At 62.8% G+C, this 24,818-nt stretch carries 24 protein-coding genes; 15 read left to right on the top strand and 9 right to left on the bottom strand.

Going from position 1 to position 24,818, the window contains the following annotated elements; genetic code table 11:
* Positions 1–16 precede the first annotated feature (16 nt).
* Positions 17–1,468: an aldehyde dehydrogenase gene (locus ACEK02_RS25380; protein WP_371424262.1), complete on the top strand. Its 1,452-nt coding sequence runs from the start codon at positions 17–19 to the stop codon at positions 1,466–1,468.
* A 22-nt stretch (positions 1,469–1,490) separates the two neighbouring features.
* Here the strand turns inward: ACEK02_RS25380 and ACEK02_RS25375 are convergent, their stop codons facing one another.
* Positions 1,491–2,306 (bottom strand): IclR family transcriptional regulator, encoded by an 816-nt coding sequence (locus ACEK02_RS25375; RefSeq protein ID WP_371424261.1) that lies wholly within the window; start codon positions 2,304–2,306, stop codon positions 1,491–1,493.
* Between the two features lie 128 nt (positions 2,307–2,434).
* On the opposite strand from ACEK02_RS25375, the gene ACEK02_RS25370 reads away from it, so the two are divergent.
* Genes ACEK02_RS25370 through ACEK02_RS25340 form a run of 7 tightly spaced genes read left to right on the top strand, consistent with a single transcriptional unit; the run spans position 2,435 to position 9,815 of the window.
* Positions 2,435–3,313 carry a xanthine dehydrogenase family protein subunit M gene (locus ACEK02_RS25370; RefSeq protein WP_371424260.1) on the top strand — a complete coding sequence of 293 codons (879 nt, stop codon included), beginning with the start codon at positions 2,435–2,437 and terminating at the stop codon, positions 3,311–3,313.
* On the top strand, positions 3,310–3,807 hold the full coding sequence (locus tag ACEK02_RS25365) for a (2Fe-2S)-binding protein (protein WP_371424259.1): 498 nt from the start codon (positions 3,310–3,312) through the stop codon (positions 3,805–3,807). The genes ACEK02_RS25370 and ACEK02_RS25365 overlap by 4 nt, the downstream gene beginning before the upstream one ends.
* Positions 3,804–6,098 (top strand): xanthine dehydrogenase family protein molybdopterin-binding subunit, encoded by a 2,295-nt coding sequence (locus ACEK02_RS25360; protein ID WP_371424258.1) that lies wholly within the window; start codon positions 3,804–3,806, stop codon positions 6,096–6,098. Before ACEK02_RS25365 ends, ACEK02_RS25360 begins: the two co-directional genes overlap by 4 nt.
* A 9-nt stretch (positions 6,099–6,107) precedes the next feature.
* On the top strand, positions 6,108–7,112 hold the full coding sequence (locus ACEK02_RS25355) for an amidohydrolase family protein (RefSeq protein ID WP_371424257.1): 1,005 nt from the start codon (positions 6,108–6,110) through the stop codon (positions 7,110–7,112).
* A gap of 51 nt (positions 7,113–7,163) precedes the next feature.
* A complete protein-coding gene (locus ACEK02_RS25350; protein ID WP_371424256.1) occupies positions 7,164–8,192 on the top strand; it encodes an ABC transporter substrate-binding protein in 1,029 nt (342 codons plus the stop codon).
* Positions 8,193–8,226: 34 nt separating this feature from the next.
* On the top strand, positions 8,227–9,045 hold the full coding sequence (locus tag ACEK02_RS25345) for an ABC transporter ATP-binding protein (protein WP_371424255.1): 819 nt from the start codon (positions 8,227–8,229) through the stop codon (positions 9,043–9,045).
* Positions 9,042–9,815 (top strand): ABC transporter permease, encoded by a 774-nt coding sequence (locus ACEK02_RS25340; protein ID WP_371424254.1) that lies wholly within the window; start codon positions 9,042–9,044, stop codon positions 9,813–9,815. The genes ACEK02_RS25345 and ACEK02_RS25340 overlap by 4 nt, the downstream gene beginning before the upstream one ends.
* 51 nt (positions 9,816–9,866) lie before the next feature.
* Here the strand turns inward: ACEK02_RS25340 and ACEK02_RS25335 are convergent, their stop codons facing one another.
* From ACEK02_RS25335 to hemP, 7 genes are all read right to left on the bottom strand, one after another.
* Complete coding sequence (locus ACEK02_RS25335; RefSeq protein WP_371424253.1) at positions 9,867–11,240, bottom strand: FAD/NAD(P)-binding protein; 1,374 nt, start codon at positions 11,238–11,240, stop codon at positions 9,867–9,869.
* Positions 11,241–11,276: 36 nt separating this feature from the next.
* Positions 11,277–12,566: an amidohydrolase family protein gene (locus ACEK02_RS25330; RefSeq protein ID WP_371424252.1), complete on the bottom strand. Its 1,290-nt coding sequence runs from the start codon at positions 12,564–12,566 to the stop codon at positions 11,277–11,279.
* 114 nt (positions 12,567–12,680) lie between these two features.
* Complete coding sequence (locus tag ACEK02_RS25325; RefSeq protein ID WP_089265330.1) at positions 12,681–13,046, bottom strand: response regulator; 366 nt, start codon at positions 13,044–13,046, stop codon at positions 12,681–12,683.
* A 142-nt stretch (positions 13,047–13,188) separates the two neighbouring features.
* Positions 13,189–14,010 (bottom strand): heme ABC transporter ATP-binding protein, encoded by an 822-nt coding sequence (locus tag ACEK02_RS25320; protein WP_371424251.1) that lies wholly within the window; start codon positions 14,008–14,010, stop codon positions 13,189–13,191.
* A 5-nt stretch (positions 14,011–14,015) separates the two neighbouring features.
* Complete coding sequence (locus ACEK02_RS25315) at positions 14,016–15,113, bottom strand: FecCD family ABC transporter permease (RefSeq protein WP_371424250.1); 1,098 nt, start codon at positions 15,111–15,113, stop codon at positions 14,016–14,018.
* Position 15,114: 1 nt separating this feature from the next.
* Entirely contained in the window at positions 15,115–16,083 is a 969-nt protein-coding gene (locus ACEK02_RS25310; protein ID WP_371424249.1) for a hemin ABC transporter substrate-binding protein, read from the bottom strand.
* Positions 16,084–16,091: 8 nt separating this feature from the next.
* The gene (gene hemP, locus ACEK02_RS25305; RefSeq protein ID WP_371424248.1) at positions 16,092–16,286 is read right to left on the bottom strand and encodes a hemin uptake protein HemP; all 195 of its coding nucleotides are present in this window, start codon (positions 16,284–16,286) and stop codon (positions 16,092–16,094) included.
* A 313-nt stretch (positions 16,287–16,599) separates the two neighbouring features.
* On the opposite strand from hemP, the gene ACEK02_RS25300 reads away from it, so the two are divergent.
* From ACEK02_RS25300 to hutX, 3 genes are all read left to right on the top strand, one after another.
* Positions 16,600–18,927, top strand: coding sequence for a TonB-dependent hemoglobin/transferrin/lactoferrin family receptor (locus ACEK02_RS25300; RefSeq protein ID WP_371424247.1), 2,328 nt, complete (start codon positions 16,600–16,602; stop codon positions 18,925–18,927).
* Between the two features lie 91 nt (positions 18,928–19,018).
* Positions 19,019–19,357, top strand: a complete 339-nt coding sequence (locus tag ACEK02_RS25295; protein WP_371424246.1) for an antibiotic biosynthesis monooxygenase — start codon at positions 19,019–19,021, stop codon at positions 19,355–19,357.
* 51 nt (positions 19,358–19,408) lie between these two features.
* Positions 19,409–19,915 (top strand): heme utilization cystosolic carrier protein HutX, encoded by a 507-nt coding sequence (gene hutX, locus ACEK02_RS25290; protein WP_371424245.1) that lies wholly within the window; start codon positions 19,409–19,411, stop codon positions 19,913–19,915.
* A gap of 5 nt (positions 19,916–19,920) precedes the next feature.
* Here the strand turns inward: hutX and ACEK02_RS25285 are convergent, their stop codons facing one another.
* Positions 19,921–20,826, bottom strand: a complete 906-nt coding sequence (locus ACEK02_RS25285; protein ID WP_371424244.1) for a LysR family transcriptional regulator — start codon at positions 20,824–20,826, stop codon at positions 19,921–19,923.
* Positions 20,827–20,983: 157 nt separating this feature from the next.
* Here ACEK02_RS25285 and ACEK02_RS25280 point away from each other — a divergent pair, with 157 nt between their 5' ends.
* From ACEK02_RS25280 to ACEK02_RS25265, 4 genes are read left to right on the top strand one after another with little or no spacing between them, the layout of a single operon-like run.
* A complete protein-coding gene (locus ACEK02_RS25280; protein ID WP_371424243.1) occupies positions 20,984–22,201 on the top strand; it encodes an amino acid ABC transporter substrate-binding protein in 1,218 nt (405 codons plus the stop codon).
* Positions 22,202–22,243: 42 nt separating this feature from the next.
* Entirely contained in the window at positions 22,244–23,110 is an 867-nt protein-coding gene (locus ACEK02_RS25275; RefSeq protein ID WP_371424242.1) for a branched-chain amino acid ABC transporter permease, read from the top strand.
* Positions 23,107–24,057, top strand: a complete 951-nt coding sequence (locus tag ACEK02_RS25270; RefSeq protein ID WP_371424241.1) for a branched-chain amino acid ABC transporter permease — start codon at positions 23,107–23,109, stop codon at positions 24,055–24,057. The genes ACEK02_RS25275 and ACEK02_RS25270 overlap by 4 nt, the downstream gene beginning before the upstream one ends.
* Positions 24,050–24,811 carry an ABC transporter ATP-binding protein gene (locus ACEK02_RS25265; protein ID WP_371424240.1) on the top strand — a complete coding sequence of 254 codons (762 nt, stop codon included), beginning with the start codon at positions 24,050–24,052 and terminating at the stop codon, positions 24,809–24,811. The genes ACEK02_RS25270 and ACEK02_RS25265 overlap by 8 nt, the downstream gene beginning before the upstream one ends.
* The last annotated feature ends 7 nt before the right edge of the window (positions 24,812–24,818 follow it).

Raw genomic sequence — 24,818 nt, 5'->3', positions numbered from 1 at the left:
AACGGAGGCTATCGCCATGAACCAGATCAATCTGCTGCTCGAGAACCAGGATGTGCAGGCCATCGACGGCGCGACATTCGATCGTCTCAACCCGATGACCGGTGACGTCGCCTCGCGTGCTGCGGCTGCGCAGATCGCCGATGCCAAGCGCGCGGCCGATGCCGCTGCCGCTGCTTTCCCTGCGTGGTCGTCCACCGGCCCGGGTGCACGCCGTGCCGTCCTGCTGAAGGCTGCCGATATCCTTGCCAGCAAGGCGCCCGACTTCATTGCACTGATGGCGTCGGAAACCGGTGCGACCGCCGGCTGGGCTGGCTTCAATGTCCATCTCGCCTCCAACATGCTGCGCGAAGCGGCATCGATGACGACGCAGATTTCCGGCGAGGTCATTCCATCGGACAAGCCCGGCTGCATCTCGATGGCGATCCGCCAGCCCGCGGGCGTCGTGCTCAGCATCGCGCCGTGGAATGCGCCGGTCATTCTCGGCGTGCGGGCCGTGGCGTTGCCGCTGGCCTGCGGCAACACGGTGATCCTGAAAGCGTCCGAGATTTGCCCCGGTACGCATCGGCTGATCGGCGAATGTCTGCGCGAGGCGGGTCTGCCGCCCGGCGTGCTCAACGTCATCACCAACGCGCCGGAGGATGCTCCGGCGCTGATCGATGCGCTGATCTCGCATCCCGCGGTGCGGCGGATCAACTTCACCGGCTCGACCCGCGTCGGCCGCATCATCGCGCAGACCGCCGCGACCTATCTCAAGCCGGTGCTGCTCGAACTCGGCGGCAAGGCGCCGCTGGTAGTCCTCGACGACGCCGATCTCGATGCGGCGGTGGCGGCAGCGGCCTTCGGTGCCTTCATGAATCAGGGCCAGATCTGCATGTCCACCGAGCGTCTCGTGGTCGACCAGAAGGTCGCTGATGCGTTCGTGGCGAAACTGGCGGCCAAGGCCGGGGGGCTTGTCGCCGGCGACCCACGCCAGGGCGACACGCCGCTCGGCTCGCTGATCGGCGCGGACGCGGCAGATCGTTTGCAGGCGCTGATCAAGGATGCGGTGGGGAAGGGCGCGCGCGTCGTGGCCGGCGGTAGCGTCGAAGGCACGCTGATGTCGGCCACGGTGCTGGATCACGTCACCTCGGCCATGCGCATCTATAATGAGGAATCGTTTGGCCCGATCGTGACCGTCGTGCGTGTAGATGGCGTCGAGGAAGCCGTGCGTGTGGCCAATGATACGGAGTATGGACTATCGGCCGCCGTGTTCGGCCGCGATATTGCCCGCGCGCTGGATGTCGCCAAGCGGATTGAGTCCGGCATCTGCCATATCAATGGCGCGACGGTGCATGACGAGGCACAGATGCCGTTCGGCGGGGTGAAGGCGTCGGGCTATGGCCGCTTCGGCGGTAGAGCCGGCATTGCCGAATTCACTGAACTGCGCTGGATCACCATCGAGACCGGCCCGCAGCATTATCCGATCTGATCGTGCCGGTTACGTGCAGCCGTCAAAGACTGACGGCTGCATAGGCCCTGCTGATATCCTTGGCCGCATGCTGCAGATGTTCGCGCAGCCTGATCTGGCTGGCTTTCGGCGTGCGGAATGCCGGCGTCACGAACGAGATGGCGGCAACCACCCCGCTGGGGTCACGCACCGGAACGGAGACGGCATAGACGTGGGGTGTGATCTCGGCGCGTGACTCCGACCACCCCTGTTCCCGGATCATGGCGAGTTCACGCACCAGCAACCTGCGATGCGGAGCAAAGCCGGGCTCGCGCAGAACCGCGTCGTCGAGGATCGCCTCGCATTCGGCTTCCGACATGTGAGCGAGCAGTATTTTCGGGCCGGCGCCACGGTGCAGGGGCAATGCCGTTCCGACCTCGAAGGTCAGGCGAATACGCGACGACGATTCGGCGCGCTCGATACACACGGCGCGATCGGCCGAGCGGCGCAGCAGGATAATCGTTTCTCCGACTTCCTGGGAGACGCGCTTCATGAAGGGGCGTGCAATGGAGGCGAGGTCGGTGCCGGCGCGGGCGGCCTGAGCCAGGCCGATGACGCGCGGTGCCAGCACGAACGAGCCGCGGCCGTCTTCATCAATGAGATCGGCTTCGCGAAGGATACCGATATAGCGATAGGTCGACGACAGCGGCACCCCGATCTGCTCCGACAGGCTTTCTGCTGAATGCCGCGGACGATCGGTAGAGAAGGCCAGCAAGGCACGAAGTATCTTTCGCGAACTGCCGTCCGCGGCGGGAGGACGCTCCGTTGCGTCAGCGCGTTTCGACGCTGTTGCTCTCTTGATGGCCAACGGAACCTCCATTCGGTAATGCCTGCCATCGGAACGGGCAGCATCTGGATATGATTTGCGCACGAACAAACATTGCCCTGCGCTGTGGTTCTTATAAGATAAGATGGTGTTCTCAGCAATTGAGAAGTAGCAAATAGCCCATGAAGCTTCCGCCGCTGGACTATATTTGCGCTGCCACGCTGTCCGAGGCGATTGCCGCACTCGCGGCCCACGGTGGCAATGCCAAGGTGATCGCGGGTGGACAGAGCCTGATGCCGATGCTCGCATTCCGGCTGGCGGCACCGACCGTCCTGGTTGATATCGGGCGGCTGCCCGATCTCAAGACTATCAGTATTTCCGCTGAGGGCATCGATTTCGGCGCCCTCGTGACCTGGCGCGATATCGAGCGTGATGCGCGGCTCGCGCAGGCGCATCCACTACTGGCGGCAGCCGTTGCCCATGTCGCGCATTACCAGGTCCGTAACCGCGGTACCGTCGGTGGCAGCATGGCCCATGCTGATCCGGCCGCCGAAATGCCGGGCATTGCGGTGACCTGCGATGCGATGCTGACGATCGTCGGGTCGAACGGGTGCCGCATTGTGTGCGCGGATGAGTTCATTACCGGCGGGCTCAGCACGGTTCTGGAGGCCGACGAGATCGTGACCAGTATACATCTGCCACCATGGAAGAAGGCACGGCGTTGGGCCTTCGAGGAATTCGCCCGCCGCCGCGGGGATTTTGCGCTGGCGGGCGTCGCAGCATTTTACGACATCGATGCGCAAGGTCTGGCTTTCGATGCGCATGTCGGGGTCATCGGCGTCGCGGATCGTCCAGCGCGACTGCCAGGTGTCGAGGCTCTCCTTAATGGCCGCCGGATTGATGCGGATGTGATACTTCAGGCTGCGACGGCTGCGCGGGATGCGGTCGATCCTGCCGATGATATCCACGCGGAAGCCGCCTATCGCCGCGATCTTCTGGGTGTGTTGCTGGAGCGGGCGCTGGCGCGTGCGGCCGATATCATCTTGCCGGAGGCCGCATGACGTCCGCGCGTCCCGTCCATTTCACCGTCAACGGCGCGGCGGCGACCGTCGCGGTCGAGCCGCGCACTACGCTGGCGGATGCGCTGCGCAACGAACTCCGCCTGACCGGAACGCATCTGGGTTGCGAGCACGGCGTCTGCGGTGCCTGCACGGTGATCGTCGACGGTGCCGCCGTGCGCGGCTGCCTGATGCTGGCGGCGCAGGCGGAAGGGTGCGAGGTGACGACCGTTGAGGGGCTCGGCAGCGCTGCGCATCTCGGCGCGTTACAACTGGCATTCCGTAAGCATCACGCTTTGCAATGCGGCTTTTGCACCGCCGGCATTCTCGCAACTGCCCATGCATTGCTGACCGACGAGCCGCAGGCGGATGAGGATCGCATCCGCGAGGTGATTTCCGGCAATCTCTGCCGCTGTACCGGATATCTGCCGATCATCGCGGCGATCATGGAAGCCCGTATTGCCTATAGCGACGTACAACGTGAGGCGGCACAATGAGCGATGTCGCCAAACTTCTGGTTGGCAGCGCGGTCGAGCGTATGGAGGATGCGCGCTTCCTGTCGGGGTCCGGCAATTTTGCTGACGATCTCGCCGTCGAGGGGATGCTGCATGCCGCGATCCTGCGTAGCCCGATCGCGCATGCGCGTATCCTGGCGATTGATGCATCGGCTGCGCTGGCCATGCCGGGCATTCGTTCTGTGATCACAGCCCGCGATATCGGCGATGTCATCCCCATCATCCCGCTTCGCCTGGCGCCGCTGCCCGAATTCGAGCCATTCCGCCAGCCTGTGATCGCGCGCGACAAGCTGCGCTATGTCGGCGAGCCCATTGCTGTCGTGGTTGCTGACAGCCGCGCTTTGGCCGAGGACGCGCTGGAGACGATCGGCATCGAATTTGAAGCGCTGTCGGCAGTCACCGAGCGCGGTGCAAGCGCAACCCCGCTGTTCGACTTCACCGAAGATAACGTCGCGCTGCGCTACGATGCCGGATTTGGCAATGCAGATAAAGCGTTCGCGTCGGCGGACTATGTGCGCACCGAGCGCTTCAGCGTGCAGCGCCACACGGCGCTGCCCATGGAGACGCGGGGGCTCCTTGCAGAATGGAATTCGTCGGCCGGTCGGCTTGTCGTCACGGGCGCGACAAAGGTCACGTTCTATAACCGCCGCGCGCTGGCGCAGATGCTGGGCCTTCGCCAGGAGGATATCGATCTGATCGAGATCGATGTCGGCGGCGGCTTTGGCGTCCGTGGTGAGTTCTATCCCGAGGATTTCCTGATCCCCTTTGCTGCCCGCAAGCTGGCACGCCCGGTCAAATGGATCGAGGATCGCCGCGAACATCTGATGGCGATCAATCACTCACGCGATGTCGCCTGCGAATTGTCGCTCGCCTGCCGCAGCGACGGAATGATACTGGGTTTGCGCGGCCGGATATTCGCCGATATGGGCGCCTATATCCGCACCAATGGCGGCGTGGTGCCGGCCAAGGCGGCGCAGTTTCTGCCTGGTCCCTATCGCATCCCCCATGTCAGCGTGTCAGTCGAAGCTTTCATGACCAGCAAGACGCCGGTCGGCACCTATCGCGGTCCGGGCCGCTTCGAGGCAAATTTCTTTCGCGAGCGGTTGATCGACATGGCGGCGATGGATCTCGGCATCGACGTCGCTGAATTCCGGCGCAAGAACCTGATTACCGAAGAGGAGCTGCCCTATCCCATTGACGGGCTCGTACCCTATGAAGGGCCGACATCCTACGACACCGGCGACTATGTCGAGGTCTTCGAACGTGCCTTGAAAGAGATCGGCTGGACCGAGAAACGACATCTGCAGGGCAAACTGATCGATGGCGTACGTCATGGCATCGGGCTCGGTTGTTTCGTCGAAAGCGGCGGTGCCGGCCCGAAGGAAAATGCCGCAGTCACGCTCGAGAGGGACGGCTCGCTGACTGTTGTTGTGGGCTCATCCGTGCTGGGCCAGGGTTTGGAGACGGTGCTCGGCCAGATCGCGGCGGATACGCTATCGCTCCCGTTCGATCGTATACGCGTGTTGCACGGCTCGACCACGCTGCTTGATGAAGGCTTCGGCACGTATCATTCGCGCGCGGTGGTGATGGGCGGTTCGGCCGTGCTCGATGCTGCCACCCGGCTGCGCGAGAAGATCCTGGAGCGTGCCTCCAATCACCTGGGCAGGCCGAACAGCGAGTTGAAGATCGTCAATGCGAACGTCATCGCCGATAACGGCGCGTCCGTGTCGTTCGCTGCGCTCGCAACCGACAGCGAATTGCAGGCAGACGGCACATTCTCCAACAATGTGCGCACCTACAGCTACGGCACCCATGCGGCGCATGTCACCGTCGATCCACGTACCGGGGCGGTGAAAATTCTCGATTACATCGCGGTCGAAGATGTCGGTCGTGCCATCAATCCGGCCATCGTGCACGGACAGGCGATCGGCGCCATCGTGCAGGGACTGGGTGGCGTTTTTCTCGATCATCTGATCTATGACGATCAGGGACAGCTCCTGAACGCCTCTCTGGCCGATTATCTGGTGCCGACCGCGAGCGATTTTCCGGTGCTGCGCGCGGTGACGCTGGAGCTTCGGCCGTCGCCGAGCAACCCGCTCGGCGCCAAGGGCGCGGGCGAGGGCGGCATCGTTGCTGTGGCCGCAGCGACGGCCAATGCGGTGGCGGCGGCGCTGGCGCCGTTGCATGTGGAGATTCATCACCTGCCGCTGACGCCACCGCGTCTGTGGCGCCTCATCAAGGATGCGCGCGAGCGCAGGACCAATGCCGCATAGGGACTGATTGTGCCGATCGATATCCATGCCCATTATGTGCCGCCGCAGCTTCTGTCCGCGATCGATGGCCGCGGCGCCTATTGCGGCGTGAGGCTGCTGCCGTCAGGGAACGGAAAGCCGCCGGCCCTCGGCTTCGATTACGGTTTCAGGGTTCGGCCGTTCTTCCCGCAACTGGTCGAGCCTGTTGAACAACGCCGTGCCAGCCTCGATCGTCAGGGTCTCGACCGGCAACTGGTGGCCACATGGCCGGATATTTACGGCTACGGCCTTCAAAAAGATGCCTGCGCGCATTGGCATCGCATGCTCAACGATACGCTGGGCGACTGGTGCCATACGAACAATGACCGCTTTTCCTTCGTCGCATCGGTGCCGCTGGTCGATGCTGCCGACGCTGCGGCCGAGCTCGATCGCGCCGTGGATCTCGGCGCCGTGGCTGTGATGGTCCCCGCCAATATCGAAGGCATCAATATCGGCGAGAAGCCGCTGGATCCGTTCTGGAGCAAGGCGGAAGCGCTGGGACTGCCGGTCATCCTGCATCCCGTGCTGGTGGATGCCGCGCCGCGCGCCGCAAAATTTGCCCTGACGCAGATCGCCCAATACACATTCGACACCACGCTCGGCATCGGCTCCATCATGTTCTCCGGTGTGCTCGATCGCTTCCCTGCTTTGTCCATCGTCCTCAGCCACGGCGGCGGTACGTTCCCGTATCTGCTGGGCCGTTTTGACGTGATGCATGCGCGGATGGACCGTGCGGGTCAGGGCGACGTCGCGCAATGCGATCCGTCTGTCTACGCGTCGCGCATCGGCTATGACAGTATCGTTCATGCGCCGAAGGCGCTGCGCTTTCTCGCCGATGCAGTGGGTATCGAACGCGTGGCGCTCGGCACCGATGAGTCGTTCCCGCCGGCGGATCGCGATCCGCTCGCCGGCATCAAGGCTGCGGGTTTCTCCAAAGCCGATATCGAACTGATTACCGAAACCAATCCGAGACGTCTGTTTCCACGTTTGCCCTGAGCTGCGGCGCGTTTTGCCCATCATTTTCATGCGAGATAGAGAGGACCGATCATGCTGAAACGTCTGCTTGTTGTCGCTGCTGTTGCGATGTCGATGATGGGAAGTGCGCATGCTCAGGGGATGAAGACGGTCAAGGTCGGAACCACCAACCTGTCATCCGATATCGGCCTGTTCCTCGCCGAGAAGCGCGGCTACTTCAAGGAAGAGGGCGTCAAGGTCGAACTCATCCCGTTCGATTCCGGTGCCAAGATGGTCGCGCCGCTCGGTGCGGGAGATCTGGACGCCGCCGCAGGGGCTGCGTCGGCCGGGCTCTATAATGCCGTCAATCGTGGTCTCAAGCTGAAAATGGTGGCCGACAAGGGCACCAATATCGCCGGCTATAGCTACAAGGCGCTGATGGTCCGCAAGGACCTGATCGAGTCAGGCGCATTCAAGTCGCTTGCCGATCTCAAGGGCAAGAAGGTCGCGATCATCGCCAATGGTGCGGCCGATGAATCCGTTATCAATCAGGCGCTGAAAAAGGCCGGTCTGAAGGACGAGGATATCGAAAAGATCTTCCTGCCATTCCCGCAGCATCTCACGGCATTCGCCAACAAGGCGATCGATGCGGCGATCTCGGCCGAGCCCGGCGTGACGGCCATGGTGCGCAATGGCGTCGCCGTACGCTTCGCCGGCCTCGACGATTTCTATCCGGTGCAGCAGACGGCCATGCTGCTGATCAATGGCAAGTTCGCCGAGGATCGCAAGACGGTGACGGCCTTCCTCAAGGCCTATCTGCGCGGCGTGCGAGCCTATGACGCGACGCTGAAGGACGGCAAGATCGCGGGTCCCGGCGCCGAGGGCATGATCAAGGACATCGCCGAAATGACGGGGATCAAGGACATGACGCTGCTGCAGCAGATGGTGCCGGTGTTTATCGATCCCGATGGCCAGGTCAATCTCCCGAGCGTCGAGACCGATCTCGCTTATTTCAAGTCGCGCGGCCTTGTCACCAGTGACATCAAGGCTGCCAAGGTCGTCGATATGTCCTATGTCAATGCGCTGAAGCCGGACCTGGGGCCGTTCGCGCGGCCCAGGTAAAACGGCGTGGGAAAACGTAACAATGGCGGTGCAGATGTCGACAGCAGCAATCGGGGATGGCGGGCCAGTGTCCGCGCCGAAGATCAGCCTGCGCGACGTCACCAAGCGGCACGATACGCAGCTGGCGCTGGACCGGATCACGCTCGATATCCCGGCCAGCACCTTCTTCGTGGTGGTCGGCCCGAGCGGCTGCGGCAAGACGACTCTGCTGCGTATGCTTGCGGGGCTGGATGCGCCATCGGACGGCCGGATCGTCATCGCCGATCCGCAGCCCGGCCATCCGCAGAACGCCATGGTGTTTCAGGGGGACTCGCTGTTTCCCTGGATGACCGTATGGGATAATGCCGCCTATGGCCTGACGATGCGCAATGTTCCGAAGGCGCGGATCGATGATGTGGTCGGGCATTATCTGAACAAGACCGGCATGTATGGCGCGCGGACGCTCTATCCGCATCAACTGTCCGGCGGCATGCGCCAGCGCGTTTCCATCGCGCGCGCCTTCGCCAGTGATCCCGACATCTTGCTGATGGACGAGCCGTTCTCGGCGCTCGACGAACAGAACAAGACGCTGCTGCACGAGGAGCTGCTGCGAATCTGGGAAGAGACGCGCAAGACTGTGGTCTTCATCACTCACAGCGTCGACGAGGCCGTGACGCTGGGCGATCGCATCATGGTGATGACCGCCGGCCCCGGCCGTATCAAGACCATCGTGCCGGTCGATCTGCCGCGGCCACGCAACGTCGTCGAACTCCGGCACACACCGGCCTATGGCGAACTGGTCTATGACATCTGGGCGCAGTTGCGTGAAGAGGTCGATCGCGCGCGCAGCCGCGAGCCGGGGAGCAAGGCATGAGTTCGGCCCGTTCGCCTTCGCTGTGGAGCGACCGTACCATCAGCATCCTGTCCCCGCTGGTATTGCTCGGCCTGTGGGAAATCTGCGCCCGCACCGGTATCGTTGATGTCAGGTTTTTCCCGGCGCCTTCGAATATCGTGAAGCATCTGTTCGAGCTGGCGTCATCCGGCGCGCTGTGGCGGCATGTCGGCGCCAGCCTGTATCGCCTCATCGTGGGCTTTGTCGTCGGCTGCGTGCCGGCGATCGTGATCGGGCTGGCCATCGGTCTGTATCGCCCGGTTCGGGCCGCATTCGATCCCCTGATCTCCGCGACCTATCCGATTCCGAAGAGCTCGCTATTGCCGCTGATGCTCTTGATTTTCGGTCTCGGTGAAAGTTCCAAGATCGCCATGGTGGCGATCGGCGTGTTCTATCCGGTGGTCATCAATACGGCCGCGGGCGTGCGCCAGATTGCGCCGATCTTCCTCGATGTCGGCCGCAATTTCGGCGCCAGCCGCTTCAACATGTTCCGCACCGTGGCGCTGCCCGGCGCATTGCCGCTGATCATGACCGGCATCAAGCTTGGCGCCGGCATGGGGCTGGTGCTGATCGCCATCGCCGAGATGGTCGGCGCCAAGCAGGGGCTCGGTTACATGATCTGGAATGCGTGGGAGCTGTTCGACGTCCAGACCATGTATGTCGGCCTGTTCGTCATCGCGATCATCGGCTTCGTGATGAATGCCGGCTTCGACGCGCTGGAGCGGGCCATCGTGCCGTGGCGGAAGGGCTGAGTCTGTAGGATGGGCAGAGCGAAGGCGCGAAGCGCCGGAGCGAAACCCATCCTACGACGCGGTTGACGGTGAATTCTCCAGCGTATCTCCAATCGCCAGCAACTGCCGCCGAATATTGGATGCCGCAGTCACTTCCCAGAACGCGCCGCGCGTGGCGTGGCCGATGGCATAGAAGCCGGGCTGAACATGACCGGCGCTGTCGCGCAGCTCGCAGGTTGGAGCGACATCGAGGCCGAGGCCGTTGAAGCCGGTCCGCACTTGCCCGGTTGTGAGCAGCGACTTGATGAGCGGATCGCCCAGGCGATCATAGCGCTCTTCGGGGCCGGTGCAGTTCAGGATCCAGTTGGTGGCGAGGTTGATCGTCTCGCCATGTCCGCGCTTGCGGATGCTGACGTCATGGCCTGATGTCGTCGCGACCGCGCTGGCGATGCGTCCTGCGATCACGTCGAGCCGCTTGTCCCGCTGCAACTGCTGCAGCAGCTCGGCGACATCCGGCGCCAGCCGATGCCGATGCACCATCCAGATCGCGCGCAGATGCCGTGCGAAGCGGGCACGTTCGGTTTCGGAGGCGTTCCTGTAGAGTTCACCAATCGACAGTCGAAACGTGTCGACCATGGTCTGCCATGGAATCCCCGCGGCCACCTTGCGGCGGGTGTCCTTGAGAAGAGCGGCCAGAAGGCCCCGTGCGGTGGGTACGGGGAATGAGTTCATCGGATTGGGATCGATTTCCGCTGGCACATCGATCAGCGGCAGCAGTCCGCGCCGCGAGACCATCGTGATGGGCGCGCGCATGCCGCGATGGACGAGATCGATCACCACATCGACCGCGGTGGCGCCGGTGCCGATGACCAGCACGCGATCATCCGCCCCGATGGGATCGAGTGCGCCGGGCGCCCAGACATTGGTGATCGAACGCGGCGATGCCTTGATGCCGGGAAACGGCGACGGCGGCTGGTTGCCAAGACAGAGGAACACCAGATCGGCGTCGATGGTCGCGCCAGATGCGGTCGCAACGCGATAGCCATCGCCTTGGCGCGTCACGGCGACTGCCACGTCCTGCCGCGGCGTCACACGCCCGATGGCGGTCAGTTCGTTGAACTTCGTCGAGATGTAATCACCATAGACTCGGCGGGGAACGAAAGACGACGAGTAGTCCGGCCAGTTCGCCTGACCGGTTTCCGTCAGCCATTCGACAAAGCCGTCATCGTCGGCGCCGAGCCCGCCCATCTTGTAGGCGGGAACGTTGATGCGGTGCCACTTCGCTTTGGCGGAATAGGCGAGCCCGCGCCCGAAGGCGCCATCGCGATCCAGCACGGTGATGGGCCCGATCTGCGGCAGCCTGGCCAGAATGATGCCGGCGAACGCACCGGCCACGCCGCCGCCGACGACGGCAACGCGCAGGGATTTGGGGGGAGAGGATGTCATACTGCCGGGAGATGTGAGGGAAGGAGGCCGACGATATCAGGTCGGTGGCGCGTAGGCGGCCGGATCGACCAATGCGGGGCGGCCATCGAGTGCGAGTCGGGCAATCCGTGCGGGCGTCTCGGCGATGACCTTGCCGCGGCGCACGACCGCGAGGCGCGTCGCCTTCAGCCGGATCGCCTCGATGGGATCACGCGCCTGCAGGAGCACGAGGTCGCCGTTACAGCCCACATCGAGGCCGTAACCTTCGAGGCCCATGATGGCAGCGGGATTTGTCGTGACGGTGTCGAAGCAGAAACGCATGGCGTCGCGGCTGGTCATCTGTCCGACGTGCAGCCCCATATGTGCGACCTCCAGCATGTCTGCGGAGCCCAGCGAATACCACGGGTCCATGCAGCAATCCTGGCCGAAGGCGACGTTGATTCCGTAAGGCCGCATTTCCGGCACGCGGGTCTGGCCGCGGCGCTTCGGATAGCTGTCGTGACGCCCCTGCAGCACGATATTGATCAGTGGATTGGCGATCGCGGCAACGCCGGCCTCGGCGATCAGCGGCAGCAGCTTCGAGACATAGTAATTGTCCATCGAATGCATCGAGGTCAGATGTGAGCCGGCGACACGGCCCTGCAATCCCAGCCGCTGCGTCTCATAGGCCAGCGTCTCGATATGACGCGACATGGGATCGTCGCTTTCGTCGCAATGCATGTCGACGCGCAGTCCGCGTGCGGCGGCGATCTCGCAGAGTGCCTTCACCGAGGCCGCGCCATCGGCCATGGTGCGCTCGAAATGCGGAATGCCGCCGACGATGCTGACACCCTTGTCGAGCGCGCGTTTCAGATTCTCTGCAGCCGTCGGCGAGCGGAAATAGCCGTCCTGTGGAAAGGCCACCAGTTCGAGATCGAGATAGGGGGCGACCTGCTTCTTGACATCGAGCAGCGCATCCACCGCGAGCAGCCGGTCGTCGCAGATATCCACATGGGTACGCACGGCCAAAAGCCCTTGCGCCACTGCGAGGTCGCAATAGCGCAGCGCGCGTTCGACCAGTGCCTCATAGGTGAGGTGCGGCTTTAACTCGCCCCACAGGGCGATGCCTTCGAGCAGGGTGCCGGAGACATTCAGGCGCGGCAGGCCGAGCGACAGCGTCGCATCCATATGGAAGTGGACATCGACGAATGGCGGCGAGACCAGATGCCCGGCGGCATCGATCACCCGTCCGGCGTCTCCCGACAGATTGGGCTGCACCGCGACGATACGGCCCGCTTCTATGGCAATATCCTGGCCAGTCCGGCCATCGGGAAGCGTGGCGTTGCGAATGAGGAGGTCGAACGGCATGTGACCCTTGCTGCGGCGGGCGTGATCGCCGAATTATCAACTTTGCGCTGCAGCAATGCAAGGCTGTCCCACGCGGTTCGCGAGCGGCAAGCCGCGTGTGCTTTGCCTTTTACGCTAATGGAAGGATTGTTGTGCCGCGCGAAGCAGGTCGATCGGGCTCCACGGCTTGGCCATGAACAGCGTGCCGTCGGGCAGGCGGCGCACGCGAGGCGCACCCGAGGTCACGATCACATGCATATCGGGGTATCGTTGCTTGGCAAGATAAGCGAGCTCGATGCCGTCCATCATGCCCGCGAGTTCCACATCGGTGAAGACCATCGCAACATTGTCGCCGGATTCCTCCAGCACCAGCACGGCCGCCTCCGCGCTTTCGCATTCGATGACGTTCATCTCGCTCTCTTCGAGCAGCAGGCTGACCAGTGTACGTTGTGCTTCGTCGTTCTCGACCACCAATGCTGTCGATCTGTGTGCATACCCCATGGGGAATCTCCGTGGTTTGTTGCGACAGGAGGGCAATGCGTGAGTTCATCAGGGGTTCAGATAAAAGTGAGTTCCCGTGAGCAACAATGTTACTCACGCATATGCATGCCTGCGCAGCACGATGCGCTTGGCAGAAATGTAGCTAACCCGCTGCGGAAGTTGAAGTCGCAATCTGTTGCATCATCTGCGGCAGCAGATAGGGCGCGCCATCGTCGGTGCGGGCGACGACGACATCGATATCGAACACGCGGCGGATCACATCGCTGGTGATGGTGTCGGCCGGCGTTCCTTCTGCAGCAACGGCGCCGTTGCGCATGACGACGATGCGATCCGCGAAACGAACTGCGAGGTTGAGATCGTGCAGCACCGCGATGACGGCCGTGCCGTTGCGCGCGCGCTGCCGTGAGATTTCCACGAGCTCGATCTGGTGCCGCAGATCCAGAGACGACGTCGGCTCGTCGAGCAGCAGGATGCCGGGGCCATGGGCAGCCTCGCCGCAGGCGAGTTGCACGAGGATGCGGGCGAAATGCGCGCGCTGCTGTTCGCCGCCGGAGAGCGTCGGCAATTCGCGATGACGGAAGTCGCCGAGGCCCACTTCATCGATGGCGGCATCGACCAGCGATTGCGCGGCAGCCAGCGGCAGGATTCCGCTCCCCATGCGCACGACTTCTTGCACGGTGAACGGAAAACTCACGCTGACATGCTGAGACAGCATTGCGCGCCGCATCGCGAGTTCTTCGGGCGACCAAGCGTGGAGATTGCGGCCTTTCAGCGTGATGCTGCCGCGCGATGCGCGCAGATCGGCGGACAGCAGGCGCAGCAGCGTCGACTTGCCGGCGCCGTTGGGGCCGACAATGGCGACCATCTCGCCGCTCTTGATGGTGAGATCGACGTGATCGAGCAGCGTGGCCTGGCCAACGGTGAGCGACAGGCCGGATGCTGTAAGGATGGGAGCGTCGGCCATTGGCGTCACAGCCCCACCAGCCCGCGCTGGCGCAGCAGGATGAGCAGGAAGATCGGCGCGCCGACGGCGGCGCTGAGGATGCCGATGGGCATCTCGGCCGGCGCCACGATGGTGCGCGCCAGCGTATCGGCGCCGACCAGCAGGCTCGCGCCGAGCCCGACGGAGGCCGGCAGCAGGAGCCGATGGCCCGGACCGATCACCAGCCGCAGCAAATGCGGCACGACGATGCCGACGAAGCCGATCACGCCGCAGACCGACACCGCCGCGCCGGTCATGGCCGACACCAGCACGATGCAGATACGCTTGAGGCGCTCCACATCGACGCCCGAATGGAAGGCTTCGGACTCACCGAGGATCAGCACGTCGAGGCCACGGCTGGTGAACAGCATGCCGATCAGGCCGAGAGCCAGCATCGGCGCAATCGTTGCCGCTTTGCTCCAGGTGGCGCCGCTGAGCGAGCCGAGCAGCCAGAAGGTGATATCGCGCAGCTGGCGGTCGTCGGCGATGAAGACCAGCAGGCCGATGCCCGCATTGGCGATGGCGGCGATGGCAATGCCGGCGAGCAGGAACAGCGCGATAGACGTGCGCCCGCTGCGGCTGGAGATCCGGTACAGGATGATGGTCGTCAGCAGCGAGCCGACGAAGGCCGCGAGCGGCAGCAGGAATGGCTGCAGAAAGCTGACATCATGCGCAAAGCGGCTGTCGCTGATGACGATGGCGCCGGCCGCAGCAAATGCGCCGCCGCTGGAGACACCGACCAAAGCAGGGTCAGCCAGCGGATTGCGAAACAGGCCCTGCATAATCGCGCCCGCCGCACCCAGCATGCCGCCGATCATCGCGGCGATGGCTATGCGGGGAATCCGGATCGACCACAGGATCAGCTGGTCGCGTGCGGCAAATGGATTGCCGGAATCGGCAGCCGTCAGGCCAAGCGCCGCGGGCAGGCGGGCGAGGGGAATGCCGGCGGCACCCACGGTGGCGGCAAGCAGCACCGTCAACAGCAGTGCTGCGAACAGGCCGCACAGGACAACGATGGTCTTGGGGCGGCGCACCCGGCCCCTCGTTCTGACAAACACAGTCAGCTTGGCGTCCGCAGCAGTCATCTTATTGACGACAGTTGACGGCGAGCGAGGCGGGCTTGAACGAGGCCGCGTCGGCGGTCAGCGCCGGATCGAGTTTCACGGCAAGGTCGCGCGCGGCGGCGGCCGTCCGTGGGCCGAAGCCGAGCAGATAGAGGCCGTCCATGGTGATCAGGTTTCTGGTCTTTGCGGCCGGCGTCAGCGCGAAGGCCGGGTTGGCAAACACGGTGTCAGCCTGCAGCGTGTCCTTGCCGCGCTCCATCGATAGCACGACATCAGGTTTGGCTGCGGCGATCGCTTCATCGGTCATGATCTTGTAGCCATCGAAACTGTCCGCGACATTCACGCCGCCGGCCAGCTTGATGATTTCGTTGGCTGCCGTCTTCTGGCCTGCGACCATGGCGCGGCCGTCGAGGAATGACATCACGAACATCACGCGAACAGGTGTTTTGATTTTCGCGCGCAACTCGCGCAGCGCCGTGAGGTCGCCGGCCACGGCATTGGCGAGACATTCGCCGCGCGGCTCGACACCCGCGACCCTGGCGATCAGCCGGATCTTCTCGATCATGCCGGCCTCGGTGAACGTATCCGGCACCATGATGAGCGGAATCCTGGCGGCGTCGATGACGTCGATGGTTTCCTTCGGGCCGGAGCCCGCAATGGCCAGTACCAGTTGCGGATTGAGTCCGAGTACGCCTTCGGCCGAGAGCTGGCGCATGTAACCGACATTGGGTCTGTCGGCCATCGCCTTCGGCGGATACAGGCTGGTCGTATCAATAGCGACGATGCGGTCGTCGGCGCCGAGCGCATAGAGGATTTCGGTGACCGCGCCTCCGATCGAGACGATGCGGGTCGGGTGGCCGATGGTGACGTCGCGGCCGCGGGCGTCGCGCACCATGACGTCTTCGGCTGCCGCTGCGGCGGAGAATGCGAGGGTGCTCGCGAGCGCTACACATTGCAGTGCATGCGCGATGCGGCGATTACGCATGGTCATCGCAGCGATCATTTGGTGAGGATCAGCTTGTTCTGGAACGTCAGGCGCAGGCGATAGGTCTCGTCGCCATGCGTAATCAGTAACTCACGCTGATCCGCGAACAGCTCCTTGCTGTCTAGCCGGTCGCCATTGACGACTACATTGCGTCCGGCCGAGGGTTTGGTGTGAGCGGCGGCGCTGCCGTCGTGAGAACCAGTATCCATAGCGCCGATATATCCCGTCCGTGAAAATCTCTCTCGTCGTTATAGGTTTGGTCGCGCCTCATCGCCAAGCACTGCAATCTATAATCGGTATAAACAGGAGCGGGATTGCTTGACCCTTCTGTCAATGAACCGTAATCGAAAATGGCAACTTGGTGGCAGGGGTCCCCGAGTCGCATTCGAAAGCCAGCAAGCTCCCTGCCTCGCGCAGCGCCAGCCAGCCACGATCCGTTGAAAAATTGTGTTTGGGGATTAGGCTATGGCTCTTGGGGGCAGGACTACGCGCGCCTTGTTGTTGGGCGCGTCGATCGTATCAATGGGAGCGCTCGTCTCCGGGGCCGCCCTGGCACAGGCGGCTGCCGTGTCGGCAGGCGACGTGCAGCCGCAAAAGCCTAAACCAGCGAAGAAGAAGCGTGTCGCGGCACAGTCGGCAGTCATGCCGGCGCCGGTGGCTAACGCCAATGCAGAGGCCGGCCGCAGCAGCCAGTCCCTCGATGAGATCACCGTTACCGCAACGAAGACCGAGCAGCGCGCCATCGATGCGTTAGCGCCGGTCAGCGTCATGACGCAGGAACAGATCCAGCTGCAGCAGCCAAACCGTCTGAGCCAGCTCTTCTACAACGTTCCCGGTGTCTGGATGCAGGACCGTGGCGATGATCCATCGACGGCGATCAATATCCGCGGCCTGCAGGACTTCGGCCGTGTCGCTGTTGTGGTCGATGGTGCACGCCAGAATTATCAGCGCTCGGGTCACAATGCGAACGGATCATTCTTCCTCGAACCCGAGCTGATCGGTGGCATTGATATCACCCGGGGACCGACCGCAAACATCTACGGGTCGGGCGCCATCGGCGGCGTGGCGTCGTTCCGCACCAAGGACATCAATGATGTTCTGCGACCGGGCGAGCGTTGGGGCGTGGACATGAGCGGTTCCTACGGCTCCAACAACAATCGCGGCCTCGGCTCCGTGTTCGGCGGCGTGCGCGTCGACCCGTCGGTCGACGTGTTCGGCGGCGCGGTCTATCGGACGCAGGGCAACTACAAGGATGGTGACGGCACCGAGATCGGCAACACCGGCAACGACATCGCTGCGGGCCTGATGAAGCTGACGGTCCGCCCTGCCGATGGCCACGAGATCAAATTCGGCGGCATCTTCCAGGATTATCAGTACAGCATCGGTCAGATGAACCGTGGGGGCACCACCACGGCGGCGCCGGCTGCGGCCATCGCCGGTTCGTCGGTCTATGGCTCCACGGCCAAGACCTATACCGGTACGGTGACCTGGAAGTACTCCAGGCCGGATGACATGTTGTTCGACTGGAGCGCCACGCTGTATGGCAATCGCACCGACAACGATCAGGTCAAGACCTACAACAACCGTATCACCGCGGGTTCAGGCACCTGCACGCTCGCCAACCCCGGCAACAATATTTCCGGCTGCGTCGGTGATCGCCGCGGTTACCTGCTGGATACGGTCGGCGTGGACGTCAACAATACGTCGCGTTTCGATGTCGGCGGATGGCGCAATGCCGTCACCTACGGCTTCGATGTCTTCAACGACAAGGTCTCGACCTTCGATTCCCGCGGCAACTCCAACATCACCACACCGAGCGGCGACCGGACAGTGGGCGGCGGCTTCATTCAGCTGAAGAACAACTACTCGACCTGGCTCGAAGTCATCAGCGCGCTGCGTTATGATCACTACGAGCTGAATTCGTCCGGCACAGGCGTTGCCGGAACGACGTCGTCGAGTGGCGATCGCCTCTCGCCGAAGATCACTGTCGGCGTTACGCCGGTTGCCGGTTTCACGCCTTATGTGAGCTACGCCGAGGGCTATCGCGCGCCGTCGATCACGGAGACGCTGATCGCGGGCGGCCATGCCACCGGTGGCGGTCCGACGCTGTTCAACTGTCCCGATGGCACTTCAGGTCTGTTCTGCTTCCGGCCGAACCCGAACCTGCGTGCTGAAGTCGGCAAGAACAAGGAAGTCGGCGTCAATCTGAAGTACAACGGCATTTTCACAGCCGGCGATAGCTTCCGCGCCAAGTTCAACTTCTTCCGCAACGATGTTGACGACTATATCGATCTGGTCGCTTCGCCCCCTGTCGCTTCGCCACTGAGGTTTATGGGTTTCCCGATTCCGGGCCTGTTCAGCCAGTTCTACCAGTACCAGAACATCGCGTCGGCAAGGATCGAGGGCTTCGAAGCCGAGACATCCTATGATGCAGGCGATTGGTTCCTGGGTGTCGGTGCTACGCTTCAGCGCGGCAAGAACACCCAGACCAATGTTGGTCTGGCGACGATCCAGCCGCGCAAGGTCACGACCACCGGCGGCATCCGCTTGCTGGACCGCAAGCTGGTCATCTCGGCTCAGTGGTCGTCAGTTGGTGCCATTACCGACATCCCGGTCGGCTATGTGCCATCGACCGCCTATGATCTGGTCAATCTGTACGTCGCCTATCAGCCCACGCCGGATATCACCCTCAACTTCGGCGTCGACAACATCCTCAACCAGTACTATCGCCCCTACGCCATTCCAGGCGCGGGTGCGGATGGCACGACCCAGAACGACGTTCTGTGGACCAGCCCTGGCCCCGGCATCGTCTACAAGGGTGGTCTGAAGGTCCATTTCGGCGGCGCATAACCGCCTGCGACATCTCCAGAGGAATCGCGCTCATGTCCGGGCGCGATTTCGTTTATGATAGGCTACGAGCACACAAGAGAAGGAATACTCCATGTTCATCGCCATGAACCGCTTTCAGGTGAAACTCGGCTCCGAGGCCGCTTTCGAAAACATCTGGGCGAACCGGGAATCGTATCTCTCGGAATTGCCGGGCTTCATCGAGTTCAGCCTGTTGAAAGGCCCGGTGGCCGAGGATCACACGCTGTATTCGTCGCATACGGTCTGGGCCAGCAAGGCGGACTTCGAGGGCTGGACCAAGTCCGAGCAGTTCCGTAAGGCCCATGCCCGCGCGGACAACAAGTCGGAAGGCGCCAGCCTCTATCTCGGTCACCCCAGGTTCGAGGGTTTCGAAGTGATCCAGTCCGAGCGCCGCAAGAGCGCTGCGGCCTGATCGCGGACGACTGCGTTTATTGACGACAATGATCGATCACGGAGCCATGCCATGCTGAATACGGATCTCGCCGCGCTGAAGACCTATATGGCGGAGAATCCCGGCGCCGTGATCGAGACCGTTGCGTGTGAGCGCAACGTCACGCCCCGCGCGGTGCTTGAGGCATTGCCCGAGGGAATGGTGACCATCGGCGGCGGCGCCGACGCCTTCGTGACCGCGATGACTGATATTGCCGAGTGGGGCGAGGTGACGCTGATCGTTCACACCGAGGACGGCATCTTCGAGACGACGGCGCCGCTGTCGCGGGGCGCCATTGGCCATGGCTACTATAATCTGACACAGCCGAAGGGCCTGCACGGCCATCTGCGTCATGAACGCTGCGGCGGCGTTGCCTTCGTCGAGCGGCCCTTCATGGGCAAGTCGTCAGCTTTCGTTGCTTTTCTCAATGTGGACGGCGGCGTGATGTTCAAGGTCTTTGTCGGCCGCGACGAGACCCGCGCGCTGAAGCAGGATCAGCTCCAGCGTTTCCGCGCGCTGGCTGGAAGGCTCGCCGCTTAAGGCGTCTACCCTTCATCGCTATCCTTCATCTGCGCCACCAGCATTTCGGCGACCAGTCGCGTTGAAGGTGATGCCATGCGTGCGGCCGACTGCACCAGCGTCACCTGTGTTGACTCAAGCCTGCGGTCGCGCGGCGGGATCGCGACCAGCGTGCCGGCATTGATCGCCGCCGTTGCCGAGACCATCGGCAGGAACGTCGCGAGATCGGTGCGGGCAGCCACGGTCTGGGTGAAGGCCAGCGAGTTGGTCTCGCTGCACATTTCCAGCCGCACACTGGCCTGTGCGCAGGACTTGTCGAGTTCCTGACGAATGCCAAACGATGGGTCCGGAAGGATCACGCGCAACCCTGCGAGATCTTTCATCCCGTATGAGTTTTGGCTGGCCAGCGGATGCGTGGGTGCGACGATCAGGCAGACGGGTTGCCGCATGCGTCCGAGTTCGATCAGGTCGCGTCGCGGCGCGCGGCCGAAGATCAGGCCGAGATCGACCTCGTTCTGGCTGACCATCTCGACCACGTCGCGCGCGCCGACTGCGGTGACCGACAGGGCGATGCCCGGATATTGCTGCGACAGGTCGACGAACGAGTTCGGCAGGAAGCTCGACAACATGCCTTCGACGGTGGCGATCTTCACCTGGCCGCGGCGCAACGATGCGAATTCCTCGACCTGGCTGCGCAGTCCGTCGAGCTGGCTGCGATTCTCGACTGCATAGCGATACAGCACGTGGCCGGCATCGGTCAGGTTCATGCCGCGCGCGCCGCGTTCGAACAGTTTGACCGCAAGCTCTTCCTCCAGCCCCTGCACCTGCCGGCTGATGGCGGAGGGAGCGATGCGCAGCGCTGCAGCGGCCTGTTTGATCGATCCGGACTCGGTAACCACGCGAAAATAGCGAATGGCGGTGGATTCGATCATCGTTGGTCCCTCGCGGCTGGCTGCCCAGCGCGATGGCAGGACCTGACTAGCGTTCTGATTTTCAGACCTCTCACATCGAAATTCAATGCTTTTATTCGAAATGCTAATTTGCAAAAGTTTCGGCAGGTCACGGTCCCGTCATCGATGGAGAATTTGGATGTTTCATCCCCGGCTTGCTGCCTCGGCTTTTTCGGCCTCCCTTCTGCTGGCTGCGGCCGGCGTGGGAGCGACGTCCTCAGTAGCGTCTGCGCAGGATGTCATCCGTTTCGGCGCGCCGCTGCCGATCACCGGGCCGCTAGCGCCGGAAGCCGTGAAGCAGCAGCAGGGCTATGACCTCTGGGCGGAGCAGGCCAACAAGGCCGGCGGCATCAATGTCGGCGGCAAGAAATACAAGGTCGAGATCGTCTATTCGGACTATCAGTCCAACACGCCGCGCTCGGTGCAGACCACCGAACAGATGATTACCCAGGACAAGGTGAACTTCATGTTTGGCCCGTTCGGGTCGGGCGCCGCCAAGGCCGCCAGCACGATCGCCGAGAAATACAAGGTGCCGATGCTCGCCGCGACGGCGTCATCGTCACAGGTCTATGACCAGAACTACAAATATCTGTTCGGCACCTTCACGCCGAACGACACGCTGACCACGCCGCTGACGCAGCTGGTCAAGGCCAAGGCTGCCGATGTCAAGAAGGTTGCGATCCTCGCGCGAAACGATCTGTTCCCGCTGGCCATTGCGCAGGAAATGGAAAAGTCCGCCAAGGCGAACGGTCTTGAGGTCGTCTATTTCGAGAAATACGCCATCAACACCCTCGATCACTCCGCGACCCTGTCGCAGATCAAGTCGCTCAATCCGCAGTGGATCTTTCTGACCGGCTACACCAATGATCTGCTGCTGCTGCGCAAGCAGATGGTCGATCAGCAGATGAAGGCGGGTGTCGTGACCATGATCGCCGGTCCGGCCTATCAGGAATTCATCGATTCCGCCGGCCAGAGCGCCGAGAACATCTCCAGCGCGTCGTGGTGGCATCCGGCCGAACAGTACAACGGCAAGGACATCTTCGGCACGACAGCCAATTTCGTGAAGCTGTTCAAGGACAAGTACAAGCTTGAGCCGGACTATGCCCACGCTTCGGCTGCGGTATGCGGTGCGCTGTTCCAGATGGCGATCGAAAAGGCCGGCTCGCTGGACCGCGACAAGGTGCGTGACGAACTCGCCAAGATGGACGTCGTGACCTTCTGGGGCCCGGTGAAATTTGGCGCCAACGGCCAGATCAACTCGCTCGAACCGCCGGTCTTCCAGATCCAGGCCGGCAAGCCGGTGGTGCTGTTCCCCGATGCCATCAAGCAGGGCGACTTCAAGCTCGGCGTGAACTGAGCGCCGAGTTTGAAATAGCAAAGCGACCGGCGGGGAATCGACATGCTGGCCATCCAGGTCCTGATCAATGCGCTCGTGCTTGGGTGTCTCTATGCCTGTATCGCGATCGGCTTCTCGCTGGTCTGGGGCGTTCTCAACGTCATCAACCTGATCCACGGCTCGTTCATCGTGCTCGGTGCCTATCTGGCCTGGGGCGCCTATAATTCGCTCGGGCTGTCGCCCTGGTATGCGTTGCTGATCGCCGCGCCGGCCTTTTTCGTGTTCGGCTATCTGCTGCAGCGGCTGCTGCTCAATCGCGTCATCACCGCACCGGTGCTGGTGACGCTGACGCTGACTTTCGGGCTCGATCTGATCCTGAACAATGCGATGATCTATTACTTCAAGGCCGACTACCGGAAGCTGATCCTGACCCCGCCGACGGGTTCGATCTCGATCTTCGACGTCGTCGTCCCCGTCGATCGCCTGATTGCGACAGCTTCGGCATTGGCTCTTACGTTCTTGCTCTACCTGCTGCTGCGCCGCTCGAAAGTCGGCCGCGCCATCGTTGCCGTCCGGCTCGATCGCGATGCCGCGGTGCTGATGGGTGTCGACGTCAAATCGATCTACGCCATTGCCTTCGGTCTCGGTGCTGCACTGGCCGGTTGCGCCGGTGTGCTGATGGCGCTGATCTTCCCGATCTCGCCGCTGACCTCGTCGGCCTATCTGGGCAAGGCCTTCGTGGTCTGCGTACTCGGCGGTCTCGGCAGCGTTTCCGGCGCGCTGGCCGGTGGCATCTTGCTGGCTTTGGTCGAAGGCGTCGGCTCGGTCTATCTCGGCCCGGCCCATGCGGTGACGCTGTCTTTCGTCCTGCTCATTATCTTCCTTGTCGTCAGGCCGCAGGGCTTGCTCGGCCGAAAGGGTTTTGAATGACCCGGACCAATCTCGCGCTTCTCGTTCTCATTGCCTGCGTCGCCGCGCTGCCGCTATTCGGCGATGCCTATGCGCTGCGTCTCGGCACCATGGCCTGCATGTATGCGATCTTCGCGCTGTCGTGGAACATCGTCGGCGGCTTCGCCGGCTATCCGTCCTTTGCGACGGCAGCGTTCTTCGGTCTCGGCGCCTACACCACCGGCATTCTCATGAACAAGGGCGTGCCGCTGTCCCTGTCGCTGCTGGGTGCGCTGGTGCTGTGCCTGTTGCTTGCGGCTGCGCTGGGCGCGGTGCTGCTGCGGCTGCGCGGCCATTACTTCGCGATTGCCAGCCTGTCGCTGGTCGAGGTGTTCCGCGAACTCGTCAACAACGCGACGGATCTCACGGGCGGCGGCATGGGCCTGAATATCCCGCTGGTGTCCGGTTCGAGTGTTCTCTCCGACGCGACCTTCTTTTTCTACGCCATGTGGGGGCTGCTGCTGATCACCGCCCTCGTTGTCATCGCGGTTTCGATGTCGAAGCTCGGTTTTGGTCTCAACTGCATCCGGCAGAACGAGACAGCCTCGAACATGGTCGGTCTCAATTCCACGCTCTACAAGGCCATCGCCTTCGGCCTGTCGGCCTGCTTCGTCGGCGCCGCCGGCGGGCTCTATGCCGCCTGGGTGCATTACATCGACCCGTCCGACGTGTTCGATATCCTCTATTCGGTGAAGCCGATCGTGATGGCGCTGATGGGTGGGCTCGGCTCGCCGCTCGGTGTGGTCTGCGGCGCCTTCGTCTATCTCGGTCTCGAAGAGGTGGTCTGGCGCAACTACATCCAGATCCATTCGGGCGTGCTGGGTGTTCTCATCATCCTGCTGCTGTTGTTCCTGCCGCATGGGCTGGTGTCGCTGCATGCCGGCAAAATCTGGCGCGGATTGACCGGACGAAAGGCAAAGCATGTCTAGGCCCGGTCACGAAATCCTGCATCTCAGCAACGTCTCGCGCCACTTCAGCGGGCTGAAGGCGCTCAGCGATGTGTCGCTGTCGGTCAACAAGGGTGAGGTGGTCGGCCTGATCGGTCCGAACGGCGCCGGCAAGACCACGCTGGTCAACACTATCTGCGGCGTCACGCCAGCGAGCTCAGGCGTCGTGACGTTTGACGGCCAGGACATCACGCGGATCAAGACCTATCAGTCGGCGCGGCTTGGCCTGTCGCGGACTTTCCAGATCGTGCAGCCTTTTGCCGAGTTTTCGGCGCTCGACAATGTCGCCGCCGCCGCACTGTTCTCGCAGCCGGGCGAGAGCCTGAAATCGGCCCGCGAGACCGCCCGCGCCCATCTCAATTTTGTCGGCCTCGATGCACAGGCCAACCAGTCCGCAGCGACCCTGACACTGGCCATGCGCAAGCGCCTGGAACTGGCCAAGGCTTTGGCCATGAAGCCGAAGCTGCTGTTCCTCGATGAGGTCAATGCCGGCCTCAACAGCGCCGAGGTCGAGCGTGCCACCAAGCTGATCCATCAGCTCGCCGCCGATGGCATCACCATCGTGATGATCGAACATCTGATGAAGGTCGTGCTGAACGTCTGCACCCGCATTGCGGTGCTGCATAACGGCCGGCTGATCGCGGACGGCGCGCCGCGCGACATCATCAAGGATCCCGCCGTGGTCGATGCCTATCTGGGCCAGCAATATGCACAACGGAACGCCGCCCGTGGCTGATCATCCG

Origin of the sequence: Tardiphaga sp., assembly GCF_041424195.1 — a bacterium.
Lineage (GTDB): Bacteria > Pseudomonadota > Alphaproteobacteria > Rhizobiales > Xanthobacteraceae > Tardiphaga.
The sequence above is the reverse complement of the archived record's forward strand: the minus strand, read 5'-3'. Positions and strand labels throughout refer to the sequence as shown.

Excerpts from the sequence above, each read along its gene's own strand:
- ACEK02_RS25380 (WP_371424262.1), top strand. The coding sequence starts at position 17 with ATGAACCAGATCAATCTGCTGCTCGAGAACCAGGATGTGCAGGCCATC.
- ACEK02_RS25375 (WP_371424261.1), bottom strand. The coding sequence starts at position 2,306 with ATGGAGGTTCCGTTGGCCATCAAGAGAGCAACAGCGTCGAAACGCGCT.
- ACEK02_RS25370 (WP_371424260.1), top strand. The coding sequence starts at position 2,435 with ATGAAGCTTCCGCCGCTGGACTATATTTGCGCTGCCACGCTGTCCGAG.
- ACEK02_RS25365 (WP_371424259.1), top strand. The coding sequence starts at position 3,310 with ATGACGTCCGCGCGTCCCGTCCATTTCACCGTCAACGGCGCGGCGGCG.
- ACEK02_RS25360 (WP_371424258.1), top strand. The coding sequence starts at position 3,804 with ATGAGCGATGTCGCCAAACTTCTGGTTGGCAGCGCGGTCGAGCGTATG.
- ACEK02_RS25350 (WP_371424256.1), top strand. The coding sequence starts at position 7,164 with ATGCTGAAACGTCTGCTTGTTGTCGCTGCTGTTGCGATGTCGATGATG.
- ACEK02_RS25345 (WP_371424255.1), top strand. The coding sequence starts at position 8,227 with ATGTCGACAGCAGCAATCGGGGATGGCGGGCCAGTGTCCGCGCCGAAG.
- ACEK02_RS25340 (WP_371424254.1), top strand. The coding sequence starts at position 9,042 with ATGAGTTCGGCCCGTTCGCCTTCGCTGTGGAGCGACCGTACCATCAGC.
- ACEK02_RS25335 (WP_371424253.1), bottom strand. The coding sequence starts at position 11,240 with ATGACATCCTCTCCCCCCAAATCCCTGCGCGTTGCCGTCGTCGGCGGC.
- ACEK02_RS25330 (WP_371424252.1), bottom strand. The coding sequence starts at position 12,566 with ATGCCGTTCGACCTCCTCATTCGCAACGCCACGCTTCCCGATGGCCGG.
- ACEK02_RS25325 (WP_089265330.1), bottom strand. The coding sequence starts at position 13,046 with ATGGGGTATGCACACAGATCGACAGCATTGGTGGTCGAGAACGACGAA.
- ACEK02_RS25320 (WP_371424251.1), bottom strand. The coding sequence starts at position 14,010 with ATGGCCGACGCTCCCATCCTTACAGCATCCGGCCTGTCGCTCACCGTT.
- ACEK02_RS25315 (WP_371424250.1), bottom strand. The coding sequence starts at position 15,113 with ATGACTGCTGCGGACGCCAAGCTGACTGTGTTTGTCAGAACGAGGGGC.
- ACEK02_RS25310 (WP_371424249.1), bottom strand. The coding sequence starts at position 16,083 with ATGACCATGCGTAATCGCCGCATCGCGCATGCACTGCAATGTGTAGCG.
- hemP (WP_371424248.1), bottom strand. The coding sequence starts at position 16,286 with ATGGATACTGGTTCTCACGACGGCAGCGCCGCCGCTCACACCAAACCC.
- ACEK02_RS25300 (WP_371424247.1), top strand. The coding sequence starts at position 16,600 with ATGGGAGCGCTCGTCTCCGGGGCCGCCCTGGCACAGGCGGCTGCCGTG.
- ACEK02_RS25295 (WP_371424246.1), top strand. The coding sequence starts at position 19,019 with ATGTTCATCGCCATGAACCGCTTTCAGGTGAAACTCGGCTCCGAGGCC.
- hutX (WP_371424245.1), top strand. The coding sequence starts at position 19,409 with ATGCTGAATACGGATCTCGCCGCGCTGAAGACCTATATGGCGGAGAAT.
- ACEK02_RS25285 (WP_371424244.1), bottom strand. The coding sequence starts at position 20,826 with ATGATCGAATCCACCGCCATTCGCTATTTTCGCGTGGTTACCGAGTCC.
- ACEK02_RS25280 (WP_371424243.1), top strand. The coding sequence starts at position 20,984 with ATGTTTCATCCCCGGCTTGCTGCCTCGGCTTTTTCGGCCTCCCTTCTG.
- ACEK02_RS25275 (WP_371424242.1), top strand. The coding sequence starts at position 22,244 with ATGCTGGCCATCCAGGTCCTGATCAATGCGCTCGTGCTTGGGTGTCTC.
- ACEK02_RS25270 (WP_371424241.1), top strand. The coding sequence starts at position 23,107 with ATGACCCGGACCAATCTCGCGCTTCTCGTTCTCATTGCCTGCGTCGCC.
- ACEK02_RS25265 (WP_371424240.1), top strand. The coding sequence starts at position 24,050 with ATGTCTAGGCCCGGTCACGAAATCCTGCATCTCAGCAACGTCTCGCGC.